Here is a 23827-nt window from a genome sequence, read left to right as displayed (position 1 = left end):
TTGATTTCGTTACCTAAACCTAAACCGCTGCAGCGCCTGATACAATTTCCGACAGTTCTTGCGTAATAGCAGCCTGACGGGCCTTGTTATAGACGAGTTGTAAACCATCGATCATGTCGCCAGCGTTATCTGTTGCCGCTTTCATTGCTACCATACGGGCAGACTGTTCAGAGGCAATATTTTCAACAACACCTTGATATACTTGTGATTCTATATAACGAGTTAGCAGTGTTTCCAAAATTTCTTTTGGATCTGGCTCGTAAATATAATCCCAAGGATAACTAGCTACTTCTTCATCTGATTTAGGTAAAGGTAGCAGTTGCTCGATCACAGGAGTCTGGGTCATTGTATTAACAAACTTGTTAAACACAATGTACAGACGGTCCAGTTTGCCTTCGTTGTAAGCTTTTAACATGACACGTACAGTGCCAATCAAATCAGCAAGTTTGGGCGCGTCGCCTAAACCTGATGCATGGGCGGAAATTTGACCACCAAAGCTTTTAAAAAACTGAACAGAACGGGCACCAATTGGGCAAAACTCAACTTCTGCGCCTTGTTCTTTCCATTTTTTAATGTCTGTCACAACCTTTTTAAATAAGTTGGTATTCAAACCACCACAAAGACCACGGTCGGTTGCTACAACAATGTAACCAACCCGCTTAGCATCTCGAACTTCTAACATTGGATGTTTAAATTCGAGAGTACCTTGCGCTACGTGACCGATCACTTTACGCATATTTTCAGCATATGGACGGCTTGCTGCCATGCGTTCCTGCGCTTTACGCATTTTGCTGGCGGCTACCATCTCCATAGCGGAAGTGATCTTCTGAGTATTTTTGATACTCGCGATCTTGGTTTTAATCTCTTTAGCGTTAGCCATCTCTACTCTCCAATCTGGGACCTGAGGTGCCCATGGACACCCCGTTCATTGTTACCAGGTTTGGGTTTCAATGAACTTGTCCATGCCTGCCTTTAACTCACCTTCGATATCAGCGTTATAATCGCCAGTAGCATTGATGGTGTTCATAAGGTCAGCATGTTGACTGTTCATGTATGAAAGCAGAGCGGCTTCAAAGCGACCGATTTCATTTAAAGCAACACTTTTAAGGAAGCCTTTTTCAGCTGCAAAAATAGACACAGACTGGGCGGCAACACTCATTGGTGCATATTGCTTTTGCTTCATTAATTCGGTTACACGCTCACCATGCTCAAGTTGAGCACGAGTTGCTTCATCTAAATCAGATGCGAACTGTGAGAACGCTGCAAGCTCACGATACTGTGCAAGTGCGGTACGAATACCACCAGACAGTTTCTTGATGATCTTAGTCTGCGCTGCACCACCAACACGAGAAACAGAAATACCTGGGTTAACTGCTGGACGAAGTCCTGAGTTAAACAAGTCAGTTTCAAGGAAGATCTGACCATCGGTAATCGAAATTACGTTAGTCGGTACGAACGCTGATACGTCACCAGCTTGGGTTTCAATAATAGGTAACGCAGTTAAAGAACCGGTTTTACCTGTTACTGCACCTTTAGTAAATTTCTCTACATAATTTTCGTTTACGCGTGAAGCACGCTCTAATAAACGAGAGTGTAGATAGAAAACGTCACCTGGGTATGCTTCACGTCCTGGTGGACGCTTCAATAGTAATGAAATCTGACGGTAAGCAACTGCTTGCTTAGACAAATCATCATATACGATTAAAGAATCTTCACCGCGGTCACGGAAGTATTCACCCATAGAACAACCAGAATATGGCGCCAAAAATTGCAGTGCAGCTGTTTCTGAAGCAGATGCAACTACAACGATAGTGTTTGCTAATGCGCCATGTTCTTCAAGTTTACGTACTACGTTGGCTATGGTAGAGGCTTTCTGACCAACAGCAACATAGACACACTTAATGCCTGAATCTTTCTGGTTGATAATTGCATCGATTGCCATCGCTGTTTTACCAGTCTGACGGTCACCAATGATCAATTCACGTTGTCCACGACCAATAGGGATCATAGAATCAACGGCTTTATAACCTGTTTGAACTGGTTGCGATACTGACTTACGTTCAATAACACCAGGAGCAATTACTTCAACAGGAGAGAAACCATCGTTGTCGACAGGTCCTTTTCCGTCAATAGGCTCACCCAGTGTGTTAACAACGCGACCAAGTAGACCACGACCAACTGGTACTTCAAGAATACGACCAGTGGTTCTAACTTTATCGCCTTCTGCTAAACTAGCATAAGGCCCCATCACTACAGCGCCGACAGAATCACGTTCTAAGTTCAACGCGATTGCAAAACAGCCACCAGGCAGTTCGATCATTTCACCTTGCATTACATCGGCAAGGCCGTTAATGCGAATGATGCCGTCACTTACTGCAACGATTGTACCTTCGTTGCGAGCTTCACTAACGACGTTGAACTGCTCGATCCGCTGTTTAATCAGATCGCTGATTTCAGTGGAATTCAGTTGCATGCTAAAACTCCCAATTACGACTGCAGCTTATCAGACAGACGCGATAACTTACCGCTTACCGAGCCATCAATGACTAGGTCGCCTGATTTAATAATCACACCGCCGATTAGCGATGTATCAATACTGCAATTCAGCTTAACTTTGCGTGCGAGACGTTTCTCTAAAGAAACACTAATTTGCTGCTGTTGCTCAGAGTTTAACTCGAAAGCAGAAACCACATCGGCCTCAACTTCTTTCGCCCACTCATTTCGGTATTCAGCAAAAATCAGCGATACAGAAGGCAGTATCGCTAAACGACCGTTTTCAGCCATTACCTTTATCAGGTTTTGACCTTGCTCGTTGACTTGTTCTCCACATACTTTAATAAATAGTGAAGCAAGTTCAGCACTGGCTAGAGTGCCATTAAGCAGTGGCTTTATTGATTCGTTTACACTTACCAATGACGCGAAAGTTAACATTTCTGTCCAACTATCTACCGCTTTATGTTCAACTGCAAAATCAAAAGCTGCCTTTGCGTAAGGACGAGCGATGGTGCTTAATTCAGCCATTACTCAACTCCTTAATCAAATTTCAGCAACTAGTTTATTAACTATGTCGCTGTGGGCTGCTGGGTCAATCGAACGCTCAAGAATCTTCTCTGCACCAATGATGGCTAGAGCCGCTACTTGCTTACGCAAGTCATCTTTCACGCGATTACGTTCGTTCTCAATTTCTGCTTTACCCTGAGCGACAATTTTAGCTCGCTCAGCATCTGCTTCAGCCTTTGCTTCTTCAACGATTTGAGCTTTTCGCTTGTTAGCTTGCTCAATAATTTCGTTGGCAGTTGCCTTAGCATCTTTAAGTTGCTCAGTGGCTTTCGCTTGAGCTAACTCTAGATCTTTTGCAGCACGGCCGGCATCGGCCAGACCATCAGCAATTTTCTTCTGGCGCTCTTCGATAGCATTCATCAACGGCGGCCATACAAACTTCATGCAGAACCACACAAAGAGCGCAAAAGATATTGCTTGGCCTAGCAGGGTAGCGTTAATACTCATAACGTCAACTCCTTACAGGGTGCTAAATTAGCCAAGTTGAGCTAAGAATGGGTTCGCGAATACGAAGAATAATGCAACACCAACCGCAATCATAGAGATCGCATCAAGTAGACCCGCTACGATGAACATCTTAGTTTGTAACGCTGGCGCTAGCTCAGGTTGACGTGCAGAAGCTTCTAAGAACTTACCACCTAAGATTGCGAATCCGATTGCTGTACCTAATGCAGCTAGGCCAATCATGATAGCAACAGCGATTGCCGTAAAACCAATTACAGTTTCCATTTTATCTCCGATAAATGTCTAATTATCAATTTCTAAATTAATGTTCTTCATGAGCCATGCTTAGATAAACAATCGTCAGCATCATGAAAATAAAGGCCTGCAGCACAATAACCAAAATATGGAATATAGCCCAAGGCACTGAAAGTGCGAACTGAGCCCACCAAGGCATAAGTGCTATCAGAATAAAGATCAACTCACCTGCATACAGGTTACCAAACAGACGAAGCGCTAATGAAATAGGCTTCGCAATCAAGGTGACAGTTTCCAAAACTAAGTTTACTGGAATCAATAACCAATGATTGAAAGGTTGTAGTGTTAGTTCCTTAGTGAAACCGCCAATACCCTTAACTTTAATACTGTAAAACACAATCAACACAAACACACTTAAGGACATACCTAAAGTGACGTTTAAATCGGTGGTAGGTACAATTTTAAGGTAAGGAACACCTAATAATCTGTTTGCGGCTTCAGGTATAAAATCAACCGGAATTAAGTCCATTAAGTTCATCAGGAAAATCCAGACGAATATAGTTAGACCTAACGGTGCAATAACAGCATTACGACCATTAAATGAATCTTTTGCTATTTTATCAACACCTTCCACGCACATTTCAACGAAACATTGAAATTTACCTGGAACACCAGTGGTTGCTTTTTTTCCTGCTTTGCGGAATAACCACAAAAACAAGATCCCAAGGCCAACTGAAAACAAAAGTGAGTCAATGTGCCAAGTCCAAAACCCGGCATCTTGACATGCATAGTTAAAAGCAACTCCGCCATCGGCAGAACACATTTTCGCATTAGTCAGGTGATGCTGGATATACTCGGAAGCGTTTAATGCTTCACCAGTTGTCGCCATGATTAATCTCACTTAATTTTGCTTGAAGTATAAAGGGACTGTCCATGGCACTATAAGACCTAAAGCATAGGTTGCAAATAAAGGTGCGAACACCATATCTAACAAACCAAACGCAATAGCAAACAATACTATGGTTAGCAGTAACTTTACCGCTTCCCCCAGAAAAAACGATTGAACGACTTTTCCTGACGCACTTGCCCCCGCATGGGAAAAGGCTAGGGTTGCGAATACAAAATTGGGCAGTACAGCAATGAGACCTCCCGCCAAAGCAGAAAGACCATACTGAACACCCCACAGAGCGAAAAGTAAAATTGATGTTGCCCCAACAACCGCCGCCTGAAATATCACCATTTTATAGGCTGAAGACCGGCCACGACGCGCTAAAACATTAGTCAAATTTTTCTCTCCGCATTCGTGCTTTTTGCGAGTTGCAGTCTAAATTAACTTTATTAACCCAGCCTTAACTTACAAAAAGCCTGCAAAGTATACCTTTTCGCATTTTGTTTGCAACTTTGATAAGCGTAAAACAGCTATTTTAAAGGTGATTTGCATCAAGAACTGCAAAAACAAAAATAGATAGCTGCATCACAAACTTATTGATGATGTGGTTTATTGTTAAAAATTAGTGAATTTTACTCAAAATACCGTCTAATTCAGCAAGATTTTGATAATTTATTACAATTTTACCCTTTCCTTTACTGCCATGATTAATTGCAACTTTAGCACCTAATCTTTCAATTAACTGTTGCTCTAAACGGCTTACATCATGATCTTTAGGCATAGTTTCAGGAGGTTTAGCAGGATTTATCGCTTTATTTACTAACCGTTCTGTTTCACGAACAGTCATTTCTTTCGATGCGACTAATCTGGCAAGGTTAGTTTGCTCATCACCTTCAATAGCAAGTAAGGCACGGGCATGGCCCATATCTATATCGCCATTTTCTAATAAACGCTTTACCGGCTCATTAAGACTGTTTAAACGCAACAAATTAGATACTGATGCACGTGACTTGCCTACGGCATCGGCCACTTGTTGATGGGTGAGTTCAAATTCAGTCAATAGGCGCTGTAATGCTATGGCTTCTTCCATTGCATTGAGGTCTTCACGCTGAATATTCTCAATTAAGGCAATCGCCACAGCAGCTTCATCAGCCACTTGTTTAACTAAACATGGCACTTTATTCAGCTTTGCGATTTGAGCTGCACGCCAACGACGTTCACCGGCAATAATTTCATATTTAAATTCTGATACTTTACGCACAACAATGGGCTGAATAATCCCTTGTGAGCGAATAGATTCAGCTAATTCTTCTAGCGCTTCAGGTGACATATCTTTACGAGGTTGATATTTGCCCGGTTGCAATAAATCCAGATCAAGATGTATCAGCTCATTATCCTGTTGATTGACACTATTTTGCTGAATATCTGATTGTCGACTTGCCGCATTGCTATGGCTTAGTAGGGCATCCAAGCCTTTACCTAAACCGCGTTTTTTTACCGTCATTATCTCATCCTACGCTTGTTTAATGGTTGTTTGCTGCTCTGCACGGCGAATAATTTCGCCTGCTAAGGCTAAATATGCTTTAGCTCCGGCACTGCTCTTATCATAATACATGGCAGGTGCGCCAAAACTTGGTGCTTCAGCTAAACGAATATTTCTCGGGATCACGGTACGATAAACTTTTTCACCAAAATGTTGTTTTAGTTGATCAGATACATCGTTAGATAATCGATTACGAGGGTCGTACATAGTACGAAGGATCCCTTCTATTTTTAGGGCCGGATTAACCATAGCGCCTAATTTTGTGATGGTATCAATTAATGCGGTGAGTCCTTCAAGGGCATAATATTCACATTGCATAGGTACTAATACTGAATCAGCTGCTGACATGGCATTTACGGTCAACATATTGAGTGATGGCGGACAATCAATAAAAATAAAATCGTATTGATCTTTAATCGGGGCCAGTGCATTACGTAAGCGAATTTCACGAGCGTAAAATTCCATTAATTTGATCTCTGCTGCGGTAACATCTCCATTGCCAGCAATGAGATCATATTTACCTACGGTATTTCTTATCACCATTTCATCGAACGGTTTTTCTTCTACCAGTAATTCATAGGCGGTGTTTTCGACTTCATATTTGTCAACACCACTGCCCATAGTGGCATTACCTTGTGGATCTAAATCAATCAACAACACTTTACGCTTTGTGGCGGCAAGTGATGCGGCTAAATTTACGCAAGTTGTTGTTTTTCCTACGCCACCTTTTTGGTTGGCTACGGCAATGATTTTACCCACAATATTATCCTGTTGTAATTATTGATGTCCGGTATACGTATATCTGCTAGTGAGTATTACATTTTTACCAATTTTAATAAATGTCGCTGTTCATCAAGCTTTGGTACTTGTAAAACGATGGTTTCAATCAGCTTAAACTCAGCAGGTATTGCGGCTATTTCAGCTTCGGTCAATTGACCTTTTAATGCGTAGAATAATCCACCTTCTTTAGGTAAATGATGACACCAGTTCAACATGTCAGTAATAGAAGCAAATGCTCTGCTCAACACACCATCAAATTTATCTTTGGGATGATAAGCTTCTACTCTGCTTTCAATAGAGCTGAAATTGTTAATCTTTAACTCGAATTGAACCTGTTTTTGAAAACGGATACGTTTACCTAAACTGTCTAGTAAGACAAATTCTTTATCCGGATTTAAGATCGCAAGTGGGATCCCAGGTAAACCTGGGCCGGTTCCAACATCAATAAATCGTTGGCCCTCAAGATAAGGGGATACCACTAAACTGTCCATCACATGACGGATTAACATTTGTTCAGGTAATCTAACCGAAGTTAAATTATAGGCTTTATTCCATTTGTTGAGCATTTCAACAAAGCCAACAAGTTGTTTTTGTTGTAATTCTGTCGCTGATATGTTTATTTCAGCTAAATAATCACTAAGTTGAGCTGCTAGCACAAATAACGCCTCTTTAATGTTTTATCGATGAGCTTCGGTATTATGAAGCCGTAAAAGCACTAAGGGAAGCCTTATGGCTCCCCTTATGATTGAGTTTAATCGGTTTAGTTGAATTTATGCAGTTTTTCTCAATAAGCCACGTTTTTTCAAATGTACCAATAAAATGGATATTGCTGCTGGGGTTATTCCAGATATACGCGATGCTTGACCAACTGTATCAGGTTTATGGTTGTTTAATTTTGCAATAACCTCATTGGATAAACCGGGTACTTCTTGATAATCCAAATCTAACGGCAACAATGAACTTTCATGACGAATAGCTTTATCTATTTCGCCTTGCTGACGTTGTATATAACCTGAATATTTAACTTGAATTTGTACTTGTTCTGCTGCTTGTGGATCTTCAAGTCCAGGGCCAAATCCTTCTAAAGACATTAACTTAGAGTAGTCCATTTCTGGTCGACGTAATAAGTCCTCAAAAGAAGCTTCACGTGATATAGGTGTATTTAACTCTGGATTTAATACATCTAGCAAAGGTGAATTTGGGTGAACCCATTGGCCACGAAGACGCTGCAATTCCAATTCGATCGATTCACGTTTTTCAGTGAATTTAGCCCAGCGATCATCATCGACTAATCCTAATTCACGGCCTTTTTCAGTCAAACGTAAGTCAGCATTATCTTCACGCAGTAATAATCGATACTCTGCACGACTGGTGAACATACGGTACGGTTCTTTGGTGCCTAAAGTTGATAAATCATCAACTAAAACACCAAGATAAGCTTCATCACGGCGTGGACACCAGCTTTCTTTACCTTGCACCTGTAAACTAGCATTCATTCCTGCAAGTAAGCCCTGTGCAGCAGCTTCTTCGTATCCTGTTGTACCGTTAATTTGCCCTGCAAAGAATAATCCAGCGATCGCTTTTGTTTCTAGTGAATTTTTAAGATCCCTTGGATCAAAATAATCATATTCAATAGCATAACCTGGTCGCATAATTTCAGCATTTTCCATGCCTTTAATCGAACGAACTAAATTAAGCTGTACATCAAATGGCAAACTGGTTGAAATACCATTTGGATAAATTTCATTCGTGCTTAGGCCTTCTGGCTCGATAAATATCTGATGTGATGATTTATCTGCAAAGCGATGTATTTTATCTTCAATGGATGGACAATATCTTGGACCAATACCTTCGATAACCCCTGAATACATTGGACTTCTGTCTAAACCACCACGAATGATATCGTGGGTCTTTTCATTGGTATGTGTGATATAACAAGATACTTGTCTAGGATGCTGACTAACATCACCAATAAATGACATTACTGGCAATGGTGTATCGCCTTTTTGTTCAGTCATTTGATTAAAATCAATGGTATTTGCATCAATACGTGGCGGTGTACCGGTTTTTAATCGGCCAACACGGATTGGTAATTCACGTAAACGATTAGCTAGTGCGATAGCTGGTGGATCACCTGCTCTACCACCGCTGTAGTTTTGCATGCCAATGTGAATTTTACCGCTTAAAAAAGTGCCTGTTGTTAACACAACGCTTGGTGCTTCAAATGCTAATCCCATTTGAGTAACAACACCAATAATTCTATTATTTTCAACAACAACGTCATCTACAGCTTGTTGGAATATTCGCAAGTTAGCTTGATTTTGAAGAATGTGTTGAATTTTTTGACGATACAAAGCTCTGTCAGCTTGTGCCCGAGTAGCTCGAACCGCTGGTCCTTTGCTGGAATTTAATGTTCTAAATTGAATTCCTGCAAAGTCAGTTGCTATTGCCATTGAACCGCCCAAAGCGTCAATTTCTTTGACCAAATGACCTTTTCCGATACCACCGATTGCTGGGTTACAGGACATTTGTCCTAGAGTATCGATATTGTGCGTGAGTAATAGGGTTTTTGATCCTATTCTTGCAGCGGCGAGTGCGGCTTCAGTTCCGGCATGACCACCACCAACAACAATTACATCAAACCGTTCATGAAAATGCATTTGCAACCTACGTTAACTAATTTAAAAAAATGGGTTAAAAAAATTGTCGAGTTTTAGTCGAGTTCAAATTGAGCGGATCATTTTAGCATTTGAAGGGCACTTGGTGAAAGATCATTTTTACCTGTTCGATCTAATGTGGTTTGACTAATAGATCTTAAGATCTTTATATAGATCTTCTTATTATGTTTATTATTAGGATCGATGAAATCTGTGGGTAACGCTAATTTTTTATTAATATTATAGGCTTACAAGATCCTAATCCTGTGATCATTTAGCGATCAAACCCAAGATAAGCTGGGGATAGATCGCATAGTTATCCACAAGGGGGATCTTGATCAAGATCGGGGTGTGAACAGTACAGGGTTATGATCGTATAAATTAATAGTTTATCCACATACTTATAAATAAAATTATTTTTTTGTGGATAAACTGGAACTAAATTGTGGGTTATTGATCTATTACACCCATAAAAAGTGTTAATAGCTCTAAATGATCAGCCCTTGCCAGTTAGATAACCATGATAAGGCGGGCTCTTCTGGGATAGGATCGCGTTGTACATCAATTTGGATCTTATCCACAATGGCTTTTGCTCCGGCGGCTTCAAATAAGCTAATCAGTAATTCTGGCCCCTGACAAAAAGTATCGTAACTTGAATCGCCAATAGCGCATAAAGCAAACTTATATTGTTTCAGATCCGGCATTTTTAGCATTAATTGTTGATAAAATGGCTGGATATTATCGGGTAGATCGCCTGCTCCATGAGTAGAACAAACTAAAATCCATAGTGGATATTCGCTCAAATTATCTAGATTTGGCTCCAGCATAACGCTTGTTTGATGGCCTATTTCAACGAGCTGAGCGGCTAAATCATCGGCAATATACTCACTGCCGCCTAACGTTGTGCCTACTAATAGTGCTATTTTTGCCATGTTAACTCCAAATAATGTTCGAGATATTTATTCATTTTGCCTGATTTATGCAATTTATTCATTGCACCTTTTAGGGAGACTCAGTAGTTTTAGATTAATCTTCTTACAATTGTGTAACATAAATAATGACTTTAGTTGAACTTACTCAGCAATTTGCCGATATTGCCTGGGGCCCACATATGCTCATTTTACTCGTGGGAGGTGGATTATTCTTCCTGATTTACTCTCGGTTTGTGCCATTTAGATATATAGGTCATGCAATTAGTATTTTGCGTGGTAAACATCCTGATGATGGTGCAGAGGGCCATATTAGTCATGCGGGAGCCTTATCCAGTGCGATGGCCGGTACTGTAGGTATGGGCAACATAGGGAGTGTGGCTGTGGCTATTATGGTGGGGGGACCTGGTGCTATTTTTTGGATGTGGATCAGTGCCATAGTGGGGATGGCAACTAAATTTTTTACTTGTACCTTAGCTATTATGTACCGTGGAAAAGATGAAAATGGGGATGTACAGGGCGGACCTATGTACATTATCACCCAAGGACTTTCTAAAAAATGGCACTTTTTAGCGGTATTTTTTTGTGTTGTAGGATTAGTCGGTAATTTTCCATTATTTAATTCTAATCAATTAGTGCAGATCATTCGTGAATGGTTGATCGTTAAGCCGGGCTATTTTCCTGCAAATGAATCGACTTTTATGTTGGATCTTGGCCTTGGGATCGTAGTGATGTTAATTGTTGCTAGCGTCATTTTGGGTGGGATCAAGCGAATTGCAACGGTTGCATCTAAAGTGGTTCCTTTGATGATTTTGATCTATATGGGTTGTGCTTTCTACGTTATAGCCACTAATCTAAATGAAATACCTGGGTATTTTGCATTAATTTTCACCGAAGCTTTCTCATTAAATTCGGTTGGAGGAGGGATTTTAGGCACTATGTTAATCGGTATTCGCCGAGCGGCTTTTTCTAACGAGGCCGGTATTGGAACTGAAGTGATGGCCCATGGTTGTGCTAAAACTAACGAGCCAGTAAAAGAAGGCTTAGTGGCTATGCTTGGTCCTGCTATTGACACCCTAATGGTGTGTACTGCTACGGCGATGATTATATTAATATCTGGGGTTTGGCAGGGAACAGAAGCTGAAGGGGTTAATTTATCTGCTCAGGCATTTAGTATAACTATGCCTGGTGTTGGACCTTATTTATTGATTTTATGTGTGGTGTTTTTCAGTATTAGTACCATTTTTACTCAGGCTTTTTATGGTGGTCAATGTTTTGCATTTCTATTTGGTCGTAGCAAAATACGCTATTATCAATACTTTTATTTATTGGCCATTTTGTTTGCAGCAACTGCTAGTCTTCAAGAAATTGTTAATATTATTGATGCTGCGTACGCATTAATGGCTATTCCAACAATGACATCAGCTATTTTACTTGCACCTAAAGTTAAGGCTGCTTCGGTTAAATACTTTGCTAAGTTAAAAGTTAATCAGCTAAATTAATTGGGTATATTTATTTTATAACTTAAAAAAGGAATGCATCTGCATTCCTTTTTCATTTGTATAAGTGGGTTTACTGGTTAAAAATATTTAGCGTGAAATCGAAGGTGTTCTTCAATAAAACTGGAAATGAAATAATAACTGTGATCATAACCTTCTTGCATACGTAAGGTTAACGGGTAATTAATATGTTTAGCGGCATCTTTTAAGGCTTGTGGGTTAAGTTGTTCAGCTAAAAAGTTATCATCACTACCCTGATCCACCAGCGCAGGAATATACGCTTTTACATCTGTTAACGTTTTTAGTCGCTCACAGCTGTCATATTCAAGCCAGGTACTTTCATCTTCTCCCAAATAACCTTTGAAAGCTTTTTGGCCCCAAGGACTACTTATGGGATGACAGATTGGACTTAATGCTGACACGCTACTGTATCTGGCAAGATTACTAAAGGCGATAAGCAGTGCACCATGGCCTCCCATAGAATGGCCGCTAATTGCACGTTGTTTTGTGACGGGAAAGTTAGCTTCAATAATGGCAGGTAACTCATCAACGACATAATCATACATCTGATAGTGTTGATTGAATGGTGCTTGACTTGCATTAACATAAAAGCCTGCACCTAAGCCAAAATCATATGCTCCTTTACTATCGTCAGGTACTTCATCACCGCGGGGGCTGGTATCAGGACAAACAATAGCAAAACCCAGTTCTGCAGCAAGTTTAAGTGCACCTGCTTTTTGCATAAAGTTTTCATCGGTGCAGGTTAATCCTGATAACCAATAAAGTACGGGGACTTTTTTTGTTTGTGCTTGTGGCGGCAAAAAAATAGCAAAACGCATACTACAATGTGTGCTGGTTGATTGATGACTAAACTGTTTATGCCAGCCATTAAATACTTTAGTAGAGCTCACTTGTTCAATAGGCATCTTGGTTCCTTTTTGCTGTTACTTGCAAGAAAACCTAATAACACTAAAGTAGATAGTGTTATTAGTCTGTTTATTATAGCTAGATAGTGCCGATTAAAATCACTTATTAAAGTGAATTACACTGCGAATACTTTCTCCTTTGTGCATAAGATCAAATGCATCATTAATTCCTTCAAGTCCCATTGTGTGGGTAATAAACTGGTCTAGTTTAAATTCGCCTGCGAGATATTGCTCAACAATTCCGGGTAATTCACTGCGTCCTTTTACACCACCAAATGCACTACCACGCCATACTCGGCCAGTAACTAATTGGAATGGACGGGTTGATATTTCTTGGCCTGCGCCTGCTACCCCAATCACGACAGACTCACCCCAACCTTTATGACAACATTCTAATGCGCTGCGCATTACGTTGACGTTACCAATACATTCGAATGAGAAATCAACGCCGCCGTCAGTCATTTCAACAATCACATCTTGAATGGGTTTATCAAAGTTTTTAGGATTAATGCAGTCAGTTGCACCCAGCTTTTTAGCTAACTCGAACTTAGATTCGTTTAAGTCTATGCCAATAATTCTGCTTGCACCGGCCATGGTTGCGCCAATAATTGCCGATAAACCAATACCACCTAGACCAAAAATAGCAACCGTATCACCTTTTTGTACTTTCGCTGTTTTAAGTACAGCACCTATCCCTGTAGTGACACCACAACCGAGTAAACATACTTCTTCAAGTGGTGCTATAGGGTTTACTTTGGCTAAAGATATTTCCGGTAATACTGTGTATTCAGAAAATGTTGAACAGCCCATATAATGAAAAATAGGTTCACCGTCTTTAAAGAAACGTGTAGTGCCGTCAGGCATTAGACCTTTACCTTGAGTTGCACGAACGGCGCTACATAAATTGGTTTTACCTGAAGTACAAAATTTACACTTGCCACACTCAGCGGTATACAGTGGAATTACGTGATCACCCACTTTAACACTGGTAACGCCTTCACCTACCATGTGGACTACGCCGCCACCTTCATGTCCTAAAATAGCCGGAAATACACCTTCAGGATCATCTCCTGATAATGTGAAGGCATCTGTATGACAAACACCTGATGCCACAATGCGGACCATCACTTCACCCGCTTTTGGGTACATTACGTCTACTTCTTCCACTTTCAATGGCTGACCTGGTCCCCAAGCAACGGCGGCTTTAGATTTTATAAATTGTGCTGACATGTGGTTATTCCTGTTTAAGGTTACTTTAGCTAGGTTAACAAAAAAGCGCTCTACACAGTGTAGATGATTAAACTATTGTAATTGTTTTCTGTAAGATGATAATAAGCTTATTTTACAAATTACTTTTACGAGGATGTAATAATGATGCCATGGGATGGAGTGGTTGAGTTTGTCGCTGTTGCTCAAACAGAAAGCTTTACTCAAGCCGCTAGCCGTTTAGGTATTTCCACCGCACAGGTGAGTCGCCAAGTGAGCCAACTTGAGAATAGGCTCGCAATAAAATTATTCTATCGTACTACACGTAAAGTATCTCTTACTGAAGAAGGCGCGATATATTTTCGCCATTGTCGTCAAGTGTTGGATGGGCTAGAAGAGGCTGAACGGGCTATTTCTAGTTTGCAGCATTCTCCACAAGGGCTTATTAGAATGACAGCACCAGTCACTTATGGTGAACGGTTTGTTATGCCTATTGTGGTAGATTTTATGGCGCAATATCCACAAGTTGAAGTTATTTGTGAATTAACCAATAAACAGCTGGATTTGGTAGATGGCAGTTATGATTTGGCTATTCGATTAGGGCGTTTGGCTGATTCGAGCTTAATTGCTAAACGGCTCAGTAGCCGTCGCCAATATGTTTGCGCTTCGCCTGCTTATCTTAAGCAATACGGTGTGCCTGAAAATTTAACCGATTTAAATCAACATGATTGTTTAATTGGCACTAATAGCCATTGGCACTTTGATGAGCAGGGTAAAGAGAAAGTCATTAAAGTGCAGGGACGTTTGCAATGTAGCAGTGGCATGACGTTATTAGATGCGGCTATAAGGGGCATGGGAGTTGTGCAATTACCCGGTTATTACGTCAATGAGGCAATAGCACTGGGCCAACTGACGGTGTTACTGGGTCAGTATCAACAGGCAAAAGAAGGTATTTGGGCCTTGTATCCGCAAAATAGGCATTTATCTGCCAAAGTGCGTTTATTAGTCGATATGTTGGCTGACAAATTACCTTAATTAATGGTTTTAATCGTTTATAAATGGGTTAAATATCGATTAATTTGAGCTCTGGGCATTCGAGTAATGTTATTGACGGTATCAAAAGCTAAATCAATACCTGGCGATTTATCACTAAGTAATGTTAATTGATGCAACCATAAATGTGCTGTCATTGTGGCATCTGCTAATGCGCGATGGAATAATCCATCGGTTGGCAGTTGATGATATTCCACTAAAGTAGCTAGTTTATGGTTCGGTGCCTGTTGGCTTATGCGACGTGATAACAATAATGAGCACGCAAATTGTCCTGAATAGCGTCGCTTGCATAAAGCAAATTCAGCATCTAGAAACTTTTTATCAAAACTGGCATTGTGAGCAACCAGATTAAAGTCACCAATAAAGTCTGCAAATTTATCCATAACTACCTGACAGCTTGGTGCATCACGTAACATAGCATTAGTGATCCCAGTATATTGTTCAATAAAGGCATTCACTCTTCTGCCTGGGTTGATTAAAGACTGGAAGGTATCAATAATGACACCGTCAACAATCTTTACCGCGCCTATTTCTATCGCCCTGTCACCGTTATCAGGTGATAAGCCGGTGGTTTCAAAATCGAGTACGATGACATTATTAGCTAACAGCATATTCACTTATTACCTATACACTACTTACCAATACAGAATGAGCCGAATATTTTGCCTAGCAAGTCATCGGAGGTAAATTTACCGGTTATTTCTGATAATGCCATCTGGCACATACGTAACTCTTCTGCGAGTAATTCACCAGCTAAATACACTTCAAGTTGTTCTTTACCCAGCATTAAATGGCTTGCAGCTAAATCTAAGGCTTCTAAATGACGACGACGGGCAATAAATCCGCCTTCTAAATTACTTTGATAACCCATTAACGATTTTAGATGCTGCTTAAGATCTTCAATTCCTAAACCCGTTTTAGCAGATATACGGTAGACGTCATAACCCTGTTCTTCCGACATTGTTAACGGTTCGCCAGTTAAGTCCGCTTTATTACGAATAACGGTAATACCTAATCTTGGTGGCAAGCGGTCAATAAAGTCTGGCCAAATATCATGTGGATTAATGGCATCGGTTGTGGTGCCATCAACCATAAACAACACTCTGTCAGCGGTGGCTATTTCAGCCCAGGCACGTTCAATACCTATTTGCTCAACGGTATCTGTGGTATCACGTAAACCCGCAGTATCGATGATATGCAGTGGCATGCCATCAAGGTGAATATGCTCACGTAATACATCACGGGTAGTGCCAGCAATTTCGGTAACAATGGCTGACTCTTTTCCAGCTAGTGCATTGAGTAAACTTGATTTACCGGCATTAGGGCGACCTGCAATAACCACTTTCATGCCTTCGCGAATAATGGACCCTTGCTTAGCACTGGCTTGAACAGTGTCTAGTTTATCGATGATTTTATATAACGCACTGGCAATTTTGCCATCGGATAAAAAGTCGACTTCCTCATCGGGAAAATCAATCGCCGCTTCGACATATAAACGCAGGTTGGTGACTTGTTCAACTAACTGATGAACCTCCTTAGAAAACTCACCTTGAAGTGATTGCAGTGCACTTTTAGCAGCCTGTTCACTGGTTGCATCAATTAGGTCAGCAATGGCTTCTGCCTGGGTTAAATCAAGCTTGTCATTTAAAAAGGCCTGTTCACTAAACTCACCCGGTTTGGCAATACGAATACCGTCAATTTCCATAACACGCTTTATTAGCATGTCTAATACTATTTGGCCGCCATGACCTTGTAGCTCTAAAACATCTTCACCGGTAAATGAGTTAGGCCCTTTAAAGAACAAAGCGATACCTTGGTCGATAACCAGACCATCGCTACTATTAAAGTCACAATATTCGGCATAACGAGTTTTTGGCACATGGCCAATAATGGTGGTGGCCACTGTGCTAGCTAAGTCACCTGATACGCGAATAATGCCTACACCACCACGACCGGGTGCGGTAGCTTGTGCCACAATAGTATCTGTTGTCACGGTTATTTCCTGCTAAATCATTAATGGAAAAGGCGGCCAATTAAGCCGCCTTTTTATTATCAAACTATTTAGTTTACTGCAGAGCTTGGGCTTATTTTAAGCCTTTTTTATCAAGTCCGGCATAAATAATTTTTTGTTGGGTAATGGCCACTAAGTTACCCACTAACCAGTAAAGAACTAAACCTGCTGGGAACCATAGGAAGAACACGGTAAAGATAACTGGCATCCACTGCATCATCTTAACTTGCATAGGGTCCATAGTCGGTGCCATTGGTTGCATCTTTTGCATTAACCACATAGACACACCCATTAATAACGGAAGTACATAGTAAGGATCTTGTACCGATAAATCGTTAATCCATAGCATGAATGGCGCATGACGCAATTCATAACTTTCAAGTAATACCCAGTAAAGTGCAATGAAGATAGGCATTTGCAGAAGGATAGGTAAACAGCCACCAAGTGGATTTACTTTTTCTTTCTTGTAGAGTTCCATCATAGCTTGACCCATCTTCTGACGGTCATCACCAAAGCGCTCTTTCATGTCCGCTAGTTTAGGCTGCAGGTTACGCATTCTAGCCATAGAGGTGTACTGTGCTTTGGTGAGTGGATATAACAAACCACGTACTGTAAGAGTGATTAAAATAATCGCCATACCCCAGTTACCCACAAATGATTGATAGAACATCAATAACCAGTGAATTGGAATGGCTAACCACCAAAGGAAACCGTAATCGACCACTAAGTTCAGTGACTCAGAAATGGCAGATAATGCTTCTTGATCCTTAGGACCCACATAGAATTGTGATGAAATCGTTTGCTCAGCACCTGGTGCAATATCATATATCGCGCCACGGAAGCCTATGTTAGCCAAACCACCCGCACTGACGCTCGAAAAAATGGTGTTTTGATCATTAGCTGGTGGCACCCAAGCAGACACAAAGTAGTGTTGAAGCATTGCAGCCCAACCACCTAATGTTTTCTTGTCTAGGTTTTTGTCAGCCATGTCATCGAAGCTGTATTTCTCATAACGAGTATCTGCAGTTGAGAAAGCCGCACCGCGATAAGTTGGCATCATCATGCTGCTTTCGCTTTCTTTGATGCTGTGCTTAATTTGGCCATACATTTGAACCTGCAGTGGCTCTGCTGAAGTGTTGTTTACGCGGTAATCAACGTCAATACTAAATTTACCACGGTGAAGTACAAAGACTTTCGTGTAAGTAACGCCGTTGTCAGCAACAAAAGTGAGTGGCACTTCTAAACTATCTTGGCCATCAGCTAAAGTATATTGCTGTGACTGGCTAGTATAGTGCGCGCGACCTTTTGCACTGCTATCGATACCATTACGGCCAATTAAGCCGCTTTGGGCGATATAGTAGATGTCTTTTGTTTGCTCAAGCAGTACAAAAGATTCTTCTTTATCTATTTCAAGTCTGTGTCCAACTAATGCTGAATAAACAATATCGCCACCTACTGGATCAATTTTTAATACTAATTGGTCTGTAGTAATAGTGATCAGTTCTTTAGATGCGCTAACCACTTCCGGTAGGGAAGTATCAGCATCTGGAACATCAGATGTTTGAGAATTATTTGCCGTCGATGCTACAACTGATGATTCAATTGCGACGGGTTGTGGTGTTTTATCTGTTTGCCATTGTTGCCACATTAAAAAGCTGACAAACAGCAGACCTATTAGCAATATATTGCGTTGAGATTCCATAGCCTATTTATTACACCTGTCATTTTTAGGGGGGACGGGATCATTACCGCCGGCATGTAAAGGGTGACATTTTAATATGCGTTTGATTGCAAACCAACTACCTTTTGCCGTTCCATGTGTTTTTATTGCTTCAATAGCATAATGTGAACATGTTGGATTGAATCGACAACGCGGTCCAATCATAGGGCTGATAAGAAGTTGATAGCCACGAATAAACGTGGTTGCTAGCCATTGTAACGGCGACTGAGTTTGCGCCATAGCTTTTCTATTAATTTATGTAGTTCTGCATTTTCCATTTCCATCACGCCATTTCTGACCAATACTACGATATCTATGTTGGGGATGTCGTGTTGATGTAAACGAAAACTATCTCTGATCACACGTTTAATACGATTACGCTGATTAGCACGTTTAACAAAACGTTTTGCAACAGTTAATCCTAAACGGGGATGTTGCTCTTGGTTTGGAACAGCGAGCAGAGTTATTTCAGCAGAGGATGCTTTGATTGGATTGGAGAATACAGATTTAAATTGCGCGGGAGTTAGCAAACGTAACTCCCGCGTAAAGGTATAGCTAGTCACCTAGTTATCTACTTAATTAAGCAGACAAACGAGCGCGACCTTTCGCACGACGACGTGCAAGCACCTTACGGCCGCCTACAGTGGCCATACGAGCGCGAAAGCCGTGAGAACGCTTGCGCTTCAGGTTGCTAGGTTGAAAAGTACGTTTACTCATGATGGCAATCCGTCTTTGTTAGTGAATTTGCCTTATCTCCAACATTAGAGGTAAGGGTAAAAAAGAGGCCGAATTGTAATCACTTTAACTCTCAGCGTCAACAGCCAAAATGGTTATATGATAAATTTCTGCCAATTAACCTTCGTTAAGATTTGTTAAATACCACAATATTGTGTGGATAACTCTGTGTACCAACACAATATATAGTGGTTTTAAAACTATATTACCAGATCGAAGAATGCGCATTATAGATCATTCTGGATCGGTTAATAAAGCGGGATTTGCATCATTTTGATAGAAAATAGATCGACTTTGATCTTTAATGATCGAAGATATCCACATACAATGATCGCCTTGGGGATAAATATTAGATTAACGATAGCGATCATCCTGATCTCACTATAGAATAGATCTCCTTTTGTTAACCTATTTTTGGGGAAGAAATAAGTGGCGGTTTCACTTTGGCAACAATGTATCGGTAGGCTGCAAGACGAATTATCGGCTCAGCAGTTCAGTATGTGGATCCGTCCGTTACAAGCTGAAATGGATGGTGATACGTTAGTTCTTTATGCTCCAAATAGATTCGTATTAGATTGGGTGCGTGATAAGTACATTAATATCATTAATCAATTTTTTACCGAGCAAATGGGCAGTAATGCACCCAAATTGCGTTTTGATATTGGCAGTCGTCCTTCAGCTCGCCAAACTCCAGTGGTGTCAGCCCCTGTTTATGCAAAGCCAAGTGGTCACCAGACTAAGGCGCGTGTTGGTACAACCTTTAACACTCAAGCTGACCCTGTAGCCAATGCTAACCATCGTAGTAACATTAACCCTACTTATCAGTTTGATAACTTCGTTGAAGGTAAATCAAACCAATTAGGTAAAGCTGCTGCATTACAAGTTGCTGAAAATCCGGGTGGCGCTTATAACCCGTTATTTTTATATGGCGGCACAGGTCTAGGTAAAACTCACTTATTGCATGCTGTCGGCAATGGCATCATTAAAAATAACCCAAATGCAAAAGTGGTTTACATGCATTCTGAGCGTTTTGTTCAGGACATGGTTAAAGCATTACAAAATAATGCTATAGAAGAATTCAAACGTTACTATCGCAGTGTTGATGCTTTGTTTATTGATGATATTCAATTTTTCGCTAACAAAGATCGTTCACAAGAAGAATTTTTCCATACCTTCAATGCGTTATTGGAAGGCAACCATCAGATCATCTTGACGTCAGATCGTTATCCTAAAGAGATTGACGGTGTTGAAGATCGCTTGAAGTCGCGTTTTGGTTGGGGGTTAACTGTGGCCATTGAGCCACCAGAGTTAGAAACCCGCGTAGCGATTTTAATGCGTAAAGCACAAGAGAGTGGAATAAACCTACCTGATGAAGTGGCGTTTTTTATTGCCAAACGTTTACGTTCTAACGTACGTGAGCTAGAAGGGGCATTAAACCGTGTTATTGCTAATGCTAACTTCACTGGCCGCCCAATTACCATTGATTTTGTTCGTGAAGCATTACGTGATCTCTTAGCGTTACAAGAAAAGCTAGTCACGATAGACAATATTCAGAAAACAGTGGCAGAATACTACAAAATAAAAATGGCTGATATGCTGTCTAAACGTCGCTCGCGCAGTGTGGCAAGACCAAGACAAGTGGCGATGGCGCTATCTAAAGAACTCACAAACCATAGCTTACCTGAAATAGGTGATGCATTTGGTGGTCGAGACCATACAACCGTGCTGCATGCCTGTCGTAAGATTGCGCAGCTGCGCGAAGAAAGTCACGACATTAAAGAAGACTATGCCAACTTAATAAGAACGCTTTCTTCTTAATTCAGGGAATACTGACACAATGAAATTTTCAATTGATAGGGATGCACTGTTAAAACCATTGCAATTGGTTTGTGGTGCCGTTGAACGTAGACACAACTTACCCATTCTTGCCAATTTACTTGTTGAAGTTAGTGACAACTCACTTAAGTTAACCGGTACAGATTTAGAGGTTGAGCTGGTTGGTCAAGCCGCTATTCAAGGTGATGTTGTTACTGGACGCACAACGGTTCCAGCCAAAAAGCTGTTAGATATTGTTAAATCATTACCTGACTCATCAGAACTGCATATTGAGCAACAAGATAATAAATGGTTGCTACGTTCTGGCCGTAGCCGTTTTTCATTGGCCACATTACCGGCCGAGGATTACCCTAACGTTGAAGCATTCCAAGCAGATATTGAATTTAGTATAAAACAAGGTGTGTTGAAATCGATTATTGATTCTACTCAGTTTTCAATGGCTAACCAGGATGTGCGCTATTATCTTAATGGTTTACTATTTGAAACCGAAGGCAACATGCTGCGTTCTATTGCCACAGATGGCCATCGTTTAGCGCTAAGCCACCGACAAGTTGAACAAACACTGCCAGAAAAACAAGTTATTGTCCCGCGTAAAGGCGTGGTAGAAATGTCGCGCTTACTGGATAGTGAAGATCAAGATATTACTATCAGTATTGGTGATAATGCCATTCGTGCCGTAACGGCAAATGCAGTATTTACCAGTAAACTCGTTGATGGGCGTTTCCCTGACTATCGAAGAGTGCTGCCAAAAGGGGGCAATAAAATAGTTATTGCCAGCCGTAATCAGCTTAAACAAGCATTAACCCGCGCCTCGATTCTTTCTAACGAGAAGTTCCGTGGTGTGCGTATTCAGCTTGAACCTGGCTTATTAAAAATTACCGCTAATAACCCTGAGCAGGAAGAAGCCGAAGAGATTATTGATGTTGACTATAATTCAGATAATTTAGAAATTGGCTTTAATGTTAGCTATTTATTGGATGTACTCAATAACCTTGCCAGTGATGAAGTTCGCATCACCTTAATAGATGGTAACTCAAGTGCTTTAATTGAGAATCACCTTGAAGAAGACTCCATGTATGTGGTTATGCCAATGCGCCTATAAGGGGGTTGTGGTAGTCTATTAACCATAGTTAACAAGGTGCTTATATGCACCTTGTTTTGTCTTTAATTCAGCGCGTACAGTACCCATAGGTTTGCATGAATCTTAGCCGCTTAACCATTAACTCTTTCCGCAATATTTTGTCTGCTAACCTTAGTACTGGCAATGGATTAAATTTGATTTATGGCCAAAATGGCAGTGGTAAAACCAGTATTCTTGAAGCGATTTTCTTTTTAGGCATGGGACGTTCTTTTCGTAGCCACTTATCGCAACGGGTGATTAATACTGACGCCGATAATTTAGTGTTATTTGCCCAACTTACCGATGGTGAAGAGCATACAAAAATTGGTTTGCGCCGCCATCGCAGCGGTGAAATAGAAGTTAAAATTAATGGTGATAAAGTAAAAAAGCTGTCTGTATTGGCTGAAACATTACCTATTCAGGTGATAACCCCAGAAAGTTTCTCACTGCTGTTTGAAGGACCAAAGGCTAGACGACAGTTTATCGATTGGGGCGCGTTTCATTCTGATCCACAATTCTATCAAGCCTGGGTTAATACTAGACGTATTTTAAAGCAAAGAAATCAACTTCTTAGAAATCAAGCCGCCTATTCTCAAATACAGTTTTGGGATAAGGAATTGGTACGGTATGCTGAACAGGTCACTGATATACGAAATCACTATGTAGACTCGTTAAATGAGCTACTAAAGGGTATAATCAATGAGTTTTTACCTCAGGTTAATATTAATGTTTCCTTTACCCGAGGATGGGATAGCAAAACGGACTTTTCGCAATTATTAGAAAACCAATATCCTAGAGATTTAGCCACCGGAAATACCGCAAGCGGCCCGCATAAAGCGGATTTACGTTTACGGGTAGGCAACTTGCCTGCGCAGGACGCGTTATCCCGTGGTCAATTAAAATTATTAGTCTGTGCACTGCGTATTGCACAGGGAAAGTTGCTCAAACAACAACTGAATAAAAACAGCATTTATTTAGTCGACGATTTACCGTCAGAGTTGGATGCACAGCATAGGCAGCTATTGTTGAAACAGTTAACCGAAACCGGCGCACAAATATTTGTCACCGCAATCGAGCCTGCAGCAATAGTCGATTCGTTAACAAGTCCCCCCGACAGGATATTTCATGTTGAAGATGGACAAGTAACGGTTATTGAATAACAAC

At 40.8% G+C, this 23827-nt stretch carries 25 protein-coding genes; 5 read left to right on the top strand and 20 right to left on the bottom strand.

Annotated features, from left to right (window positions below):
- Nucleotides 1–19: 19 nt before the first annotated feature.
- From atpG to mioC, 12 genes are all read right to left on the bottom strand, one after another.
- Nucleotides 20–880 (bottom strand): F0F1 ATP synthase subunit gamma, encoded by an 861-nt coding sequence (gene atpG / locus ACRWP9_RS02335; protein WP_226412220.1) that lies wholly within the window; start codon nt 878–880, stop codon nt 20–22.
- 51 nt (nt 881–931) lie between these two features.
- Nucleotides 932–2473, bottom strand: coding sequence for a F0F1 ATP synthase subunit alpha (gene atpA / locus ACRWP9_RS02330; protein ID WP_434927687.1), 1542 nt, complete (start codon nt 2471–2473; stop codon nt 932–934).
- Between the two features lie 14 nt (nt 2474–2487).
- Nucleotides 2488–3021 carry a F0F1 ATP synthase subunit delta gene (gene atpH / locus ACRWP9_RS02325; RefSeq protein WP_434927686.1) on the bottom strand — a complete coding sequence of 178 codons (534 nt, stop codon included), beginning with the start codon at nt 3019–3021 and terminating at the stop codon, nt 2488–2490.
- Between the two features lie 15 nt (nt 3022–3036).
- On the bottom strand, nt 3037–3507 hold the full coding sequence (gene atpF / locus ACRWP9_RS02320) for a F0F1 ATP synthase subunit B (RefSeq protein WP_188843211.1): 471 nt from the start codon (nt 3505–3507) through the stop codon (nt 3037–3039).
- A gap of 27 nt (nt 3508–3534) precedes the next feature.
- Complete coding sequence (gene atpE, locus ACRWP9_RS02315; protein ID WP_188843213.1) at nt 3535–3789, bottom strand: F0F1 ATP synthase subunit C; 255 nt, start codon at nt 3787–3789, stop codon at nt 3535–3537.
- A 37-nt stretch (nt 3790–3826) separates the two neighbouring features.
- A complete protein-coding gene (atpB, locus tag ACRWP9_RS02310; RefSeq protein ID WP_434927685.1) occupies nt 3827–4648 on the bottom strand; it encodes a F0F1 ATP synthase subunit A in 822 nt (273 codons plus the stop codon).
- Between the two features lie 12 nt (nt 4649–4660).
- Nucleotides 4661–5044, bottom strand: a complete 384-nt coding sequence (locus tag ACRWP9_RS02305; protein ID WP_434927684.1) for an ATP synthase subunit I — start codon at nt 5042–5044, stop codon at nt 4661–4663.
- A gap of 226 nt (nt 5045–5270) precedes the next feature.
- Nucleotides 5271–6152 carry a ParB/RepB/Spo0J family partition protein gene (locus tag ACRWP9_RS02300; RefSeq protein ID WP_434927683.1) on the bottom strand — a complete coding sequence of 294 codons (882 nt, stop codon included), beginning with the start codon at nt 6150–6152 and terminating at the stop codon, nt 5271–5273.
- A gap of 9 nt (nt 6153–6161) precedes the next feature.
- A complete protein-coding gene (locus ACRWP9_RS02295) occupies nt 6162–6950 on the bottom strand; it encodes a ParA family protein (RefSeq protein WP_226412236.1) in 789 nt (262 codons plus the stop codon).
- A 56-nt stretch (nt 6951–7006) separates the two neighbouring features.
- Nucleotides 7007–7627: a 16S rRNA (guanine(527)-N(7))-methyltransferase RsmG gene (gene rsmG / locus ACRWP9_RS02290; protein ID WP_434927682.1), complete on the bottom strand. Its 621-nt coding sequence runs from the start codon at nt 7625–7627 to the stop codon at nt 7007–7009.
- Between the two features lie 114 nt (nt 7628–7741).
- On the bottom strand, nt 7742–9631 hold the full coding sequence (gene mnmG, locus ACRWP9_RS02285) for a tRNA uridine-5-carboxymethylaminomethyl(34) synthesis enzyme MnmG (RefSeq protein WP_434927681.1): 1890 nt from the start codon (nt 9629–9631) through the stop codon (nt 7742–7744).
- 485 nt (nt 9632–10116) lie between these two features.
- Nucleotides 10117–10560 carry an FMN-binding protein MioC gene (gene mioC, locus ACRWP9_RS02280; protein WP_434927680.1) on the bottom strand — a complete coding sequence of 148 codons (444 nt, stop codon included), beginning with the start codon at nt 10558–10560 and terminating at the stop codon, nt 10117–10119.
- 125 nt (nt 10561–10685) lie between these two features.
- Here mioC and ACRWP9_RS02275 point away from each other — a divergent pair, with 125 nt between their 5' ends.
- Nucleotides 10686–12059 carry an alanine/glycine:cation symporter family protein gene (locus ACRWP9_RS02275; protein ID WP_434927679.1) on the top strand — a complete coding sequence of 458 codons (1374 nt, stop codon included), beginning with the start codon at nt 10686–10688 and terminating at the stop codon, nt 12057–12059.
- Nucleotides 12060–12136: 77 nt separating this feature from the next.
- Here ACRWP9_RS02275 and fghA read toward each other — a convergent pair whose 3' ends face one another.
- Both fghA and ACRWP9_RS02265 read right to left on the bottom strand, forming a co-directional pair.
- On the bottom strand, nt 12137–12982 hold the full coding sequence (gene fghA, locus ACRWP9_RS02270) for an S-formylglutathione hydrolase (RefSeq protein WP_434927678.1): 846 nt from the start codon (nt 12980–12982) through the stop codon (nt 12137–12139).
- Between the two features lie 99 nt (nt 12983–13081).
- Nucleotides 13082–14212 carry an S-(hydroxymethyl)glutathione dehydrogenase/class III alcohol dehydrogenase gene (locus tag ACRWP9_RS02265; RefSeq protein ID WP_226412246.1) on the bottom strand — a complete coding sequence of 377 codons (1131 nt, stop codon included), beginning with the start codon at nt 14210–14212 and terminating at the stop codon, nt 13082–13084.
- A gap of 141 nt (nt 14213–14353) precedes the next feature.
- On the opposite strand from ACRWP9_RS02265, the gene ACRWP9_RS02260 reads away from it, so the two are divergent.
- On the top strand, nt 14354–15223 hold the full coding sequence (locus ACRWP9_RS02260; RefSeq protein ID WP_434927677.1) for a LysR substrate-binding domain-containing protein: 870 nt from the start codon (nt 14354–14356) through the stop codon (nt 15221–15223).
- A gap of 17 nt (nt 15224–15240) precedes the next feature.
- Here the strand turns inward: ACRWP9_RS02260 and ACRWP9_RS02255 are convergent, their stop codons facing one another.
- From ACRWP9_RS02255 to rpmH, 6 genes are all read right to left on the bottom strand, one after another.
- On the bottom strand, nt 15241–15852 hold the full coding sequence (locus ACRWP9_RS02255) for a 3'-5' exonuclease (RefSeq protein WP_434928904.1): 612 nt from the start codon (nt 15850–15852) through the stop codon (nt 15241–15243).
- 20 nt (nt 15853–15872) lie between these two features.
- The gene (mnmE, locus tag ACRWP9_RS02250) at nt 15873–17234 is read right to left on the bottom strand and encodes a tRNA uridine-5-carboxymethylaminomethyl(34) synthesis GTPase MnmE (protein WP_434927676.1); all 1362 of its coding nucleotides are present in this window, start codon (nt 17232–17234) and stop codon (nt 15873–15875) included.
- A 91-nt stretch (nt 17235–17325) separates the two neighbouring features.
- Nucleotides 17326–18954 (bottom strand): membrane protein insertase YidC, encoded by a 1629-nt coding sequence (gene yidC / locus ACRWP9_RS02245; protein ID WP_434927675.1) that lies wholly within the window; start codon nt 18952–18954, stop codon nt 17326–17328.
- A gap of 3 nt (nt 18955–18957) precedes the next feature.
- Nucleotides 18958–19212 (bottom strand): membrane protein insertion efficiency factor YidD, encoded by a 255-nt coding sequence (gene yidD / locus ACRWP9_RS02240; RefSeq protein ID WP_434927674.1) that lies wholly within the window; start codon nt 19210–19212, stop codon nt 18958–18960.
- Nucleotides 19179–19535, bottom strand: coding sequence for a ribonuclease P protein component (gene rnpA, locus ACRWP9_RS02235; protein WP_434927673.1), 357 nt, complete (start codon nt 19533–19535; stop codon nt 19179–19181). Before rnpA ends, yidD begins: the two co-directional genes overlap by 34 nt.
- Before the next feature lie 16 nt (nt 19536–19551).
- Nucleotides 19552–19689 (bottom strand): 50S ribosomal protein L34, encoded by a 138-nt coding sequence (rpmH, locus tag ACRWP9_RS02230; RefSeq protein WP_006083827.1) that lies wholly within the window; start codon nt 19687–19689, stop codon nt 19552–19554.
- Between the two features lie 447 nt (nt 19690–20136).
- Here rpmH and dnaA point away from each other — a divergent pair, with 447 nt between their 5' ends.
- From dnaA to recF, 3 genes are all read left to right on the top strand, one after another.
- Nucleotides 20137–21525: a chromosomal replication initiator protein DnaA gene (dnaA, locus tag ACRWP9_RS02225; RefSeq protein WP_226412258.1), complete on the top strand. Its 1389-nt coding sequence runs from the start codon at nt 20137–20139 to the stop codon at nt 21523–21525.
- Nucleotides 21526–21544: 19 nt separating this feature from the next.
- On the top strand, nt 21545–22645 hold the full coding sequence (gene dnaN / locus ACRWP9_RS02220) for a DNA polymerase III subunit beta (RefSeq protein WP_226412260.1): 1101 nt from the start codon (nt 21545–21547) through the stop codon (nt 22643–22645).
- Nucleotides 22646–22740: 95 nt separating this feature from the next.
- Nucleotides 22741–23823: a DNA replication/repair protein RecF gene (recF, locus tag ACRWP9_RS02215; protein ID WP_434927672.1), complete on the top strand. Its 1083-nt coding sequence runs from the start codon at nt 22741–22743 to the stop codon at nt 23821–23823.
- Nucleotides 23824–23827 lie beyond the last annotated feature (4 nt).

Source organism: Shewanella sp. HL-SH2, assembly GCF_051164935.1.
GTDB classification, from domain to species: Bacteria; Pseudomonadota; Gammaproteobacteria; order Enterobacterales; family Shewanellaceae; genus Shewanella; species Shewanella glacialimarina.
This window is presented reverse-complemented; position numbering and strand designations above follow the sequence as displayed.

What these genes read in the sequence shown, in the direction of transcription:
- mnmG (WP_434927681.1), bottom strand. Translation starts at nt 9,631, where the DNA reads ATGCATTTTCATGAACGGTTTGATGTAATTGTTGTTGGTGGTGGTCAT.
- rpmH (WP_006083827.1), bottom strand. Translation starts at nt 19,689, where the DNA reads ATGAGTAAACGTACTTTTCAACCTAGCAACCTGAAGCGCAAGCGTTCT.
- mioC (WP_434927680.1), bottom strand. Translation starts at nt 10,560, where the DNA reads ATGGCAAAAATAGCACTATTAGTAGGCACAACGTTAGGCGGCAGTGAG.
- ACRWP9_RS02300 (WP_434927683.1), bottom strand. Translation starts at nt 6,152, where the DNA reads ATGACGGTAAAAAAACGCGGTTTAGGTAAAGGCTTGGATGCCCTACTA.
- yidC (WP_434927675.1), bottom strand. Translation starts at nt 18,954, where the DNA reads ATGGAATCTCAACGCAATATATTGCTAATAGGTCTGCTGTTTGTCAGC.
- dnaN (WP_226412260.1), top strand. Translation starts at nt 21,545, where the DNA reads ATGAAATTTTCAATTGATAGGGATGCACTGTTAAAACCATTGCAATTG.
- ACRWP9_RS02265 (WP_226412246.1), bottom strand. Translation starts at nt 14,212, where the DNA reads ATGTCAGCACAATTTATAAAATCTAAAGCCGCCGTTGCTTGGGGACCA.
- ACRWP9_RS02260 (WP_434927677.1), top strand. Translation starts at nt 14,354, where the DNA reads ATGATGCCATGGGATGGAGTGGTTGAGTTTGTCGCTGTTGCTCAAACA.
- atpE (WP_188843213.1), bottom strand. Translation starts at nt 3,789, where the DNA reads ATGGAAACTGTAATTGGTTTTACGGCAATCGCTGTTGCTATCATGATT.
- atpG (WP_226412220.1), bottom strand. Translation starts at nt 880, where the DNA reads ATGGCTAACGCTAAAGAGATTAAAACCAAGATCGCGAGTATCAAAAAT.
- ACRWP9_RS02275 (WP_434927679.1), top strand. Translation starts at nt 10,686, where the DNA reads ATGACTTTAGTTGAACTTACTCAGCAATTTGCCGATATTGCCTGGGGC.
- atpA (WP_434927687.1), bottom strand. Translation starts at nt 2,473, where the DNA reads ATGCAACTGAATTCCACTGAAATCAGCGATCTGATTAAACAGCGGATC.
- atpB (WP_434927685.1), bottom strand. Translation starts at nt 4,648, where the DNA reads ATGGCGACAACTGGTGAAGCATTAAACGCTTCCGAGTATATCCAGCAT.
- yidD (WP_434927674.1), bottom strand. Translation starts at nt 19,212, where the DNA reads ATGGCGCAAACTCAGTCGCCGTTACAATGGCTAGCAACCACGTTTATT.
- ACRWP9_RS02255 (WP_434928904.1), bottom strand. Translation starts at nt 15,852, where the DNA reads ATGCTGTTAGCTAATAATGTCATCGTACTCGATTTTGAAACCACCGGC.
- atpH (WP_434927686.1), bottom strand. Translation starts at nt 3,021, where the DNA reads ATGGCTGAATTAAGCACCATCGCTCGTCCTTACGCAAAGGCAGCTTTT.
- atpF (WP_188843211.1), bottom strand. Translation starts at nt 3,507, where the DNA reads ATGAGTATTAACGCTACCCTGCTAGGCCAAGCAATATCTTTTGCGCTC.
- recF (WP_434927672.1), top strand. Translation starts at nt 22,741, where the DNA reads ATGAATCTTAGCCGCTTAACCATTAACTCTTTCCGCAATATTTTGTCT.
- fghA (WP_434927678.1), bottom strand. Translation starts at nt 12,982, where the DNA reads ATGCCTATTGAACAAGTGAGCTCTACTAAAGTATTTAATGGCTGGCAT.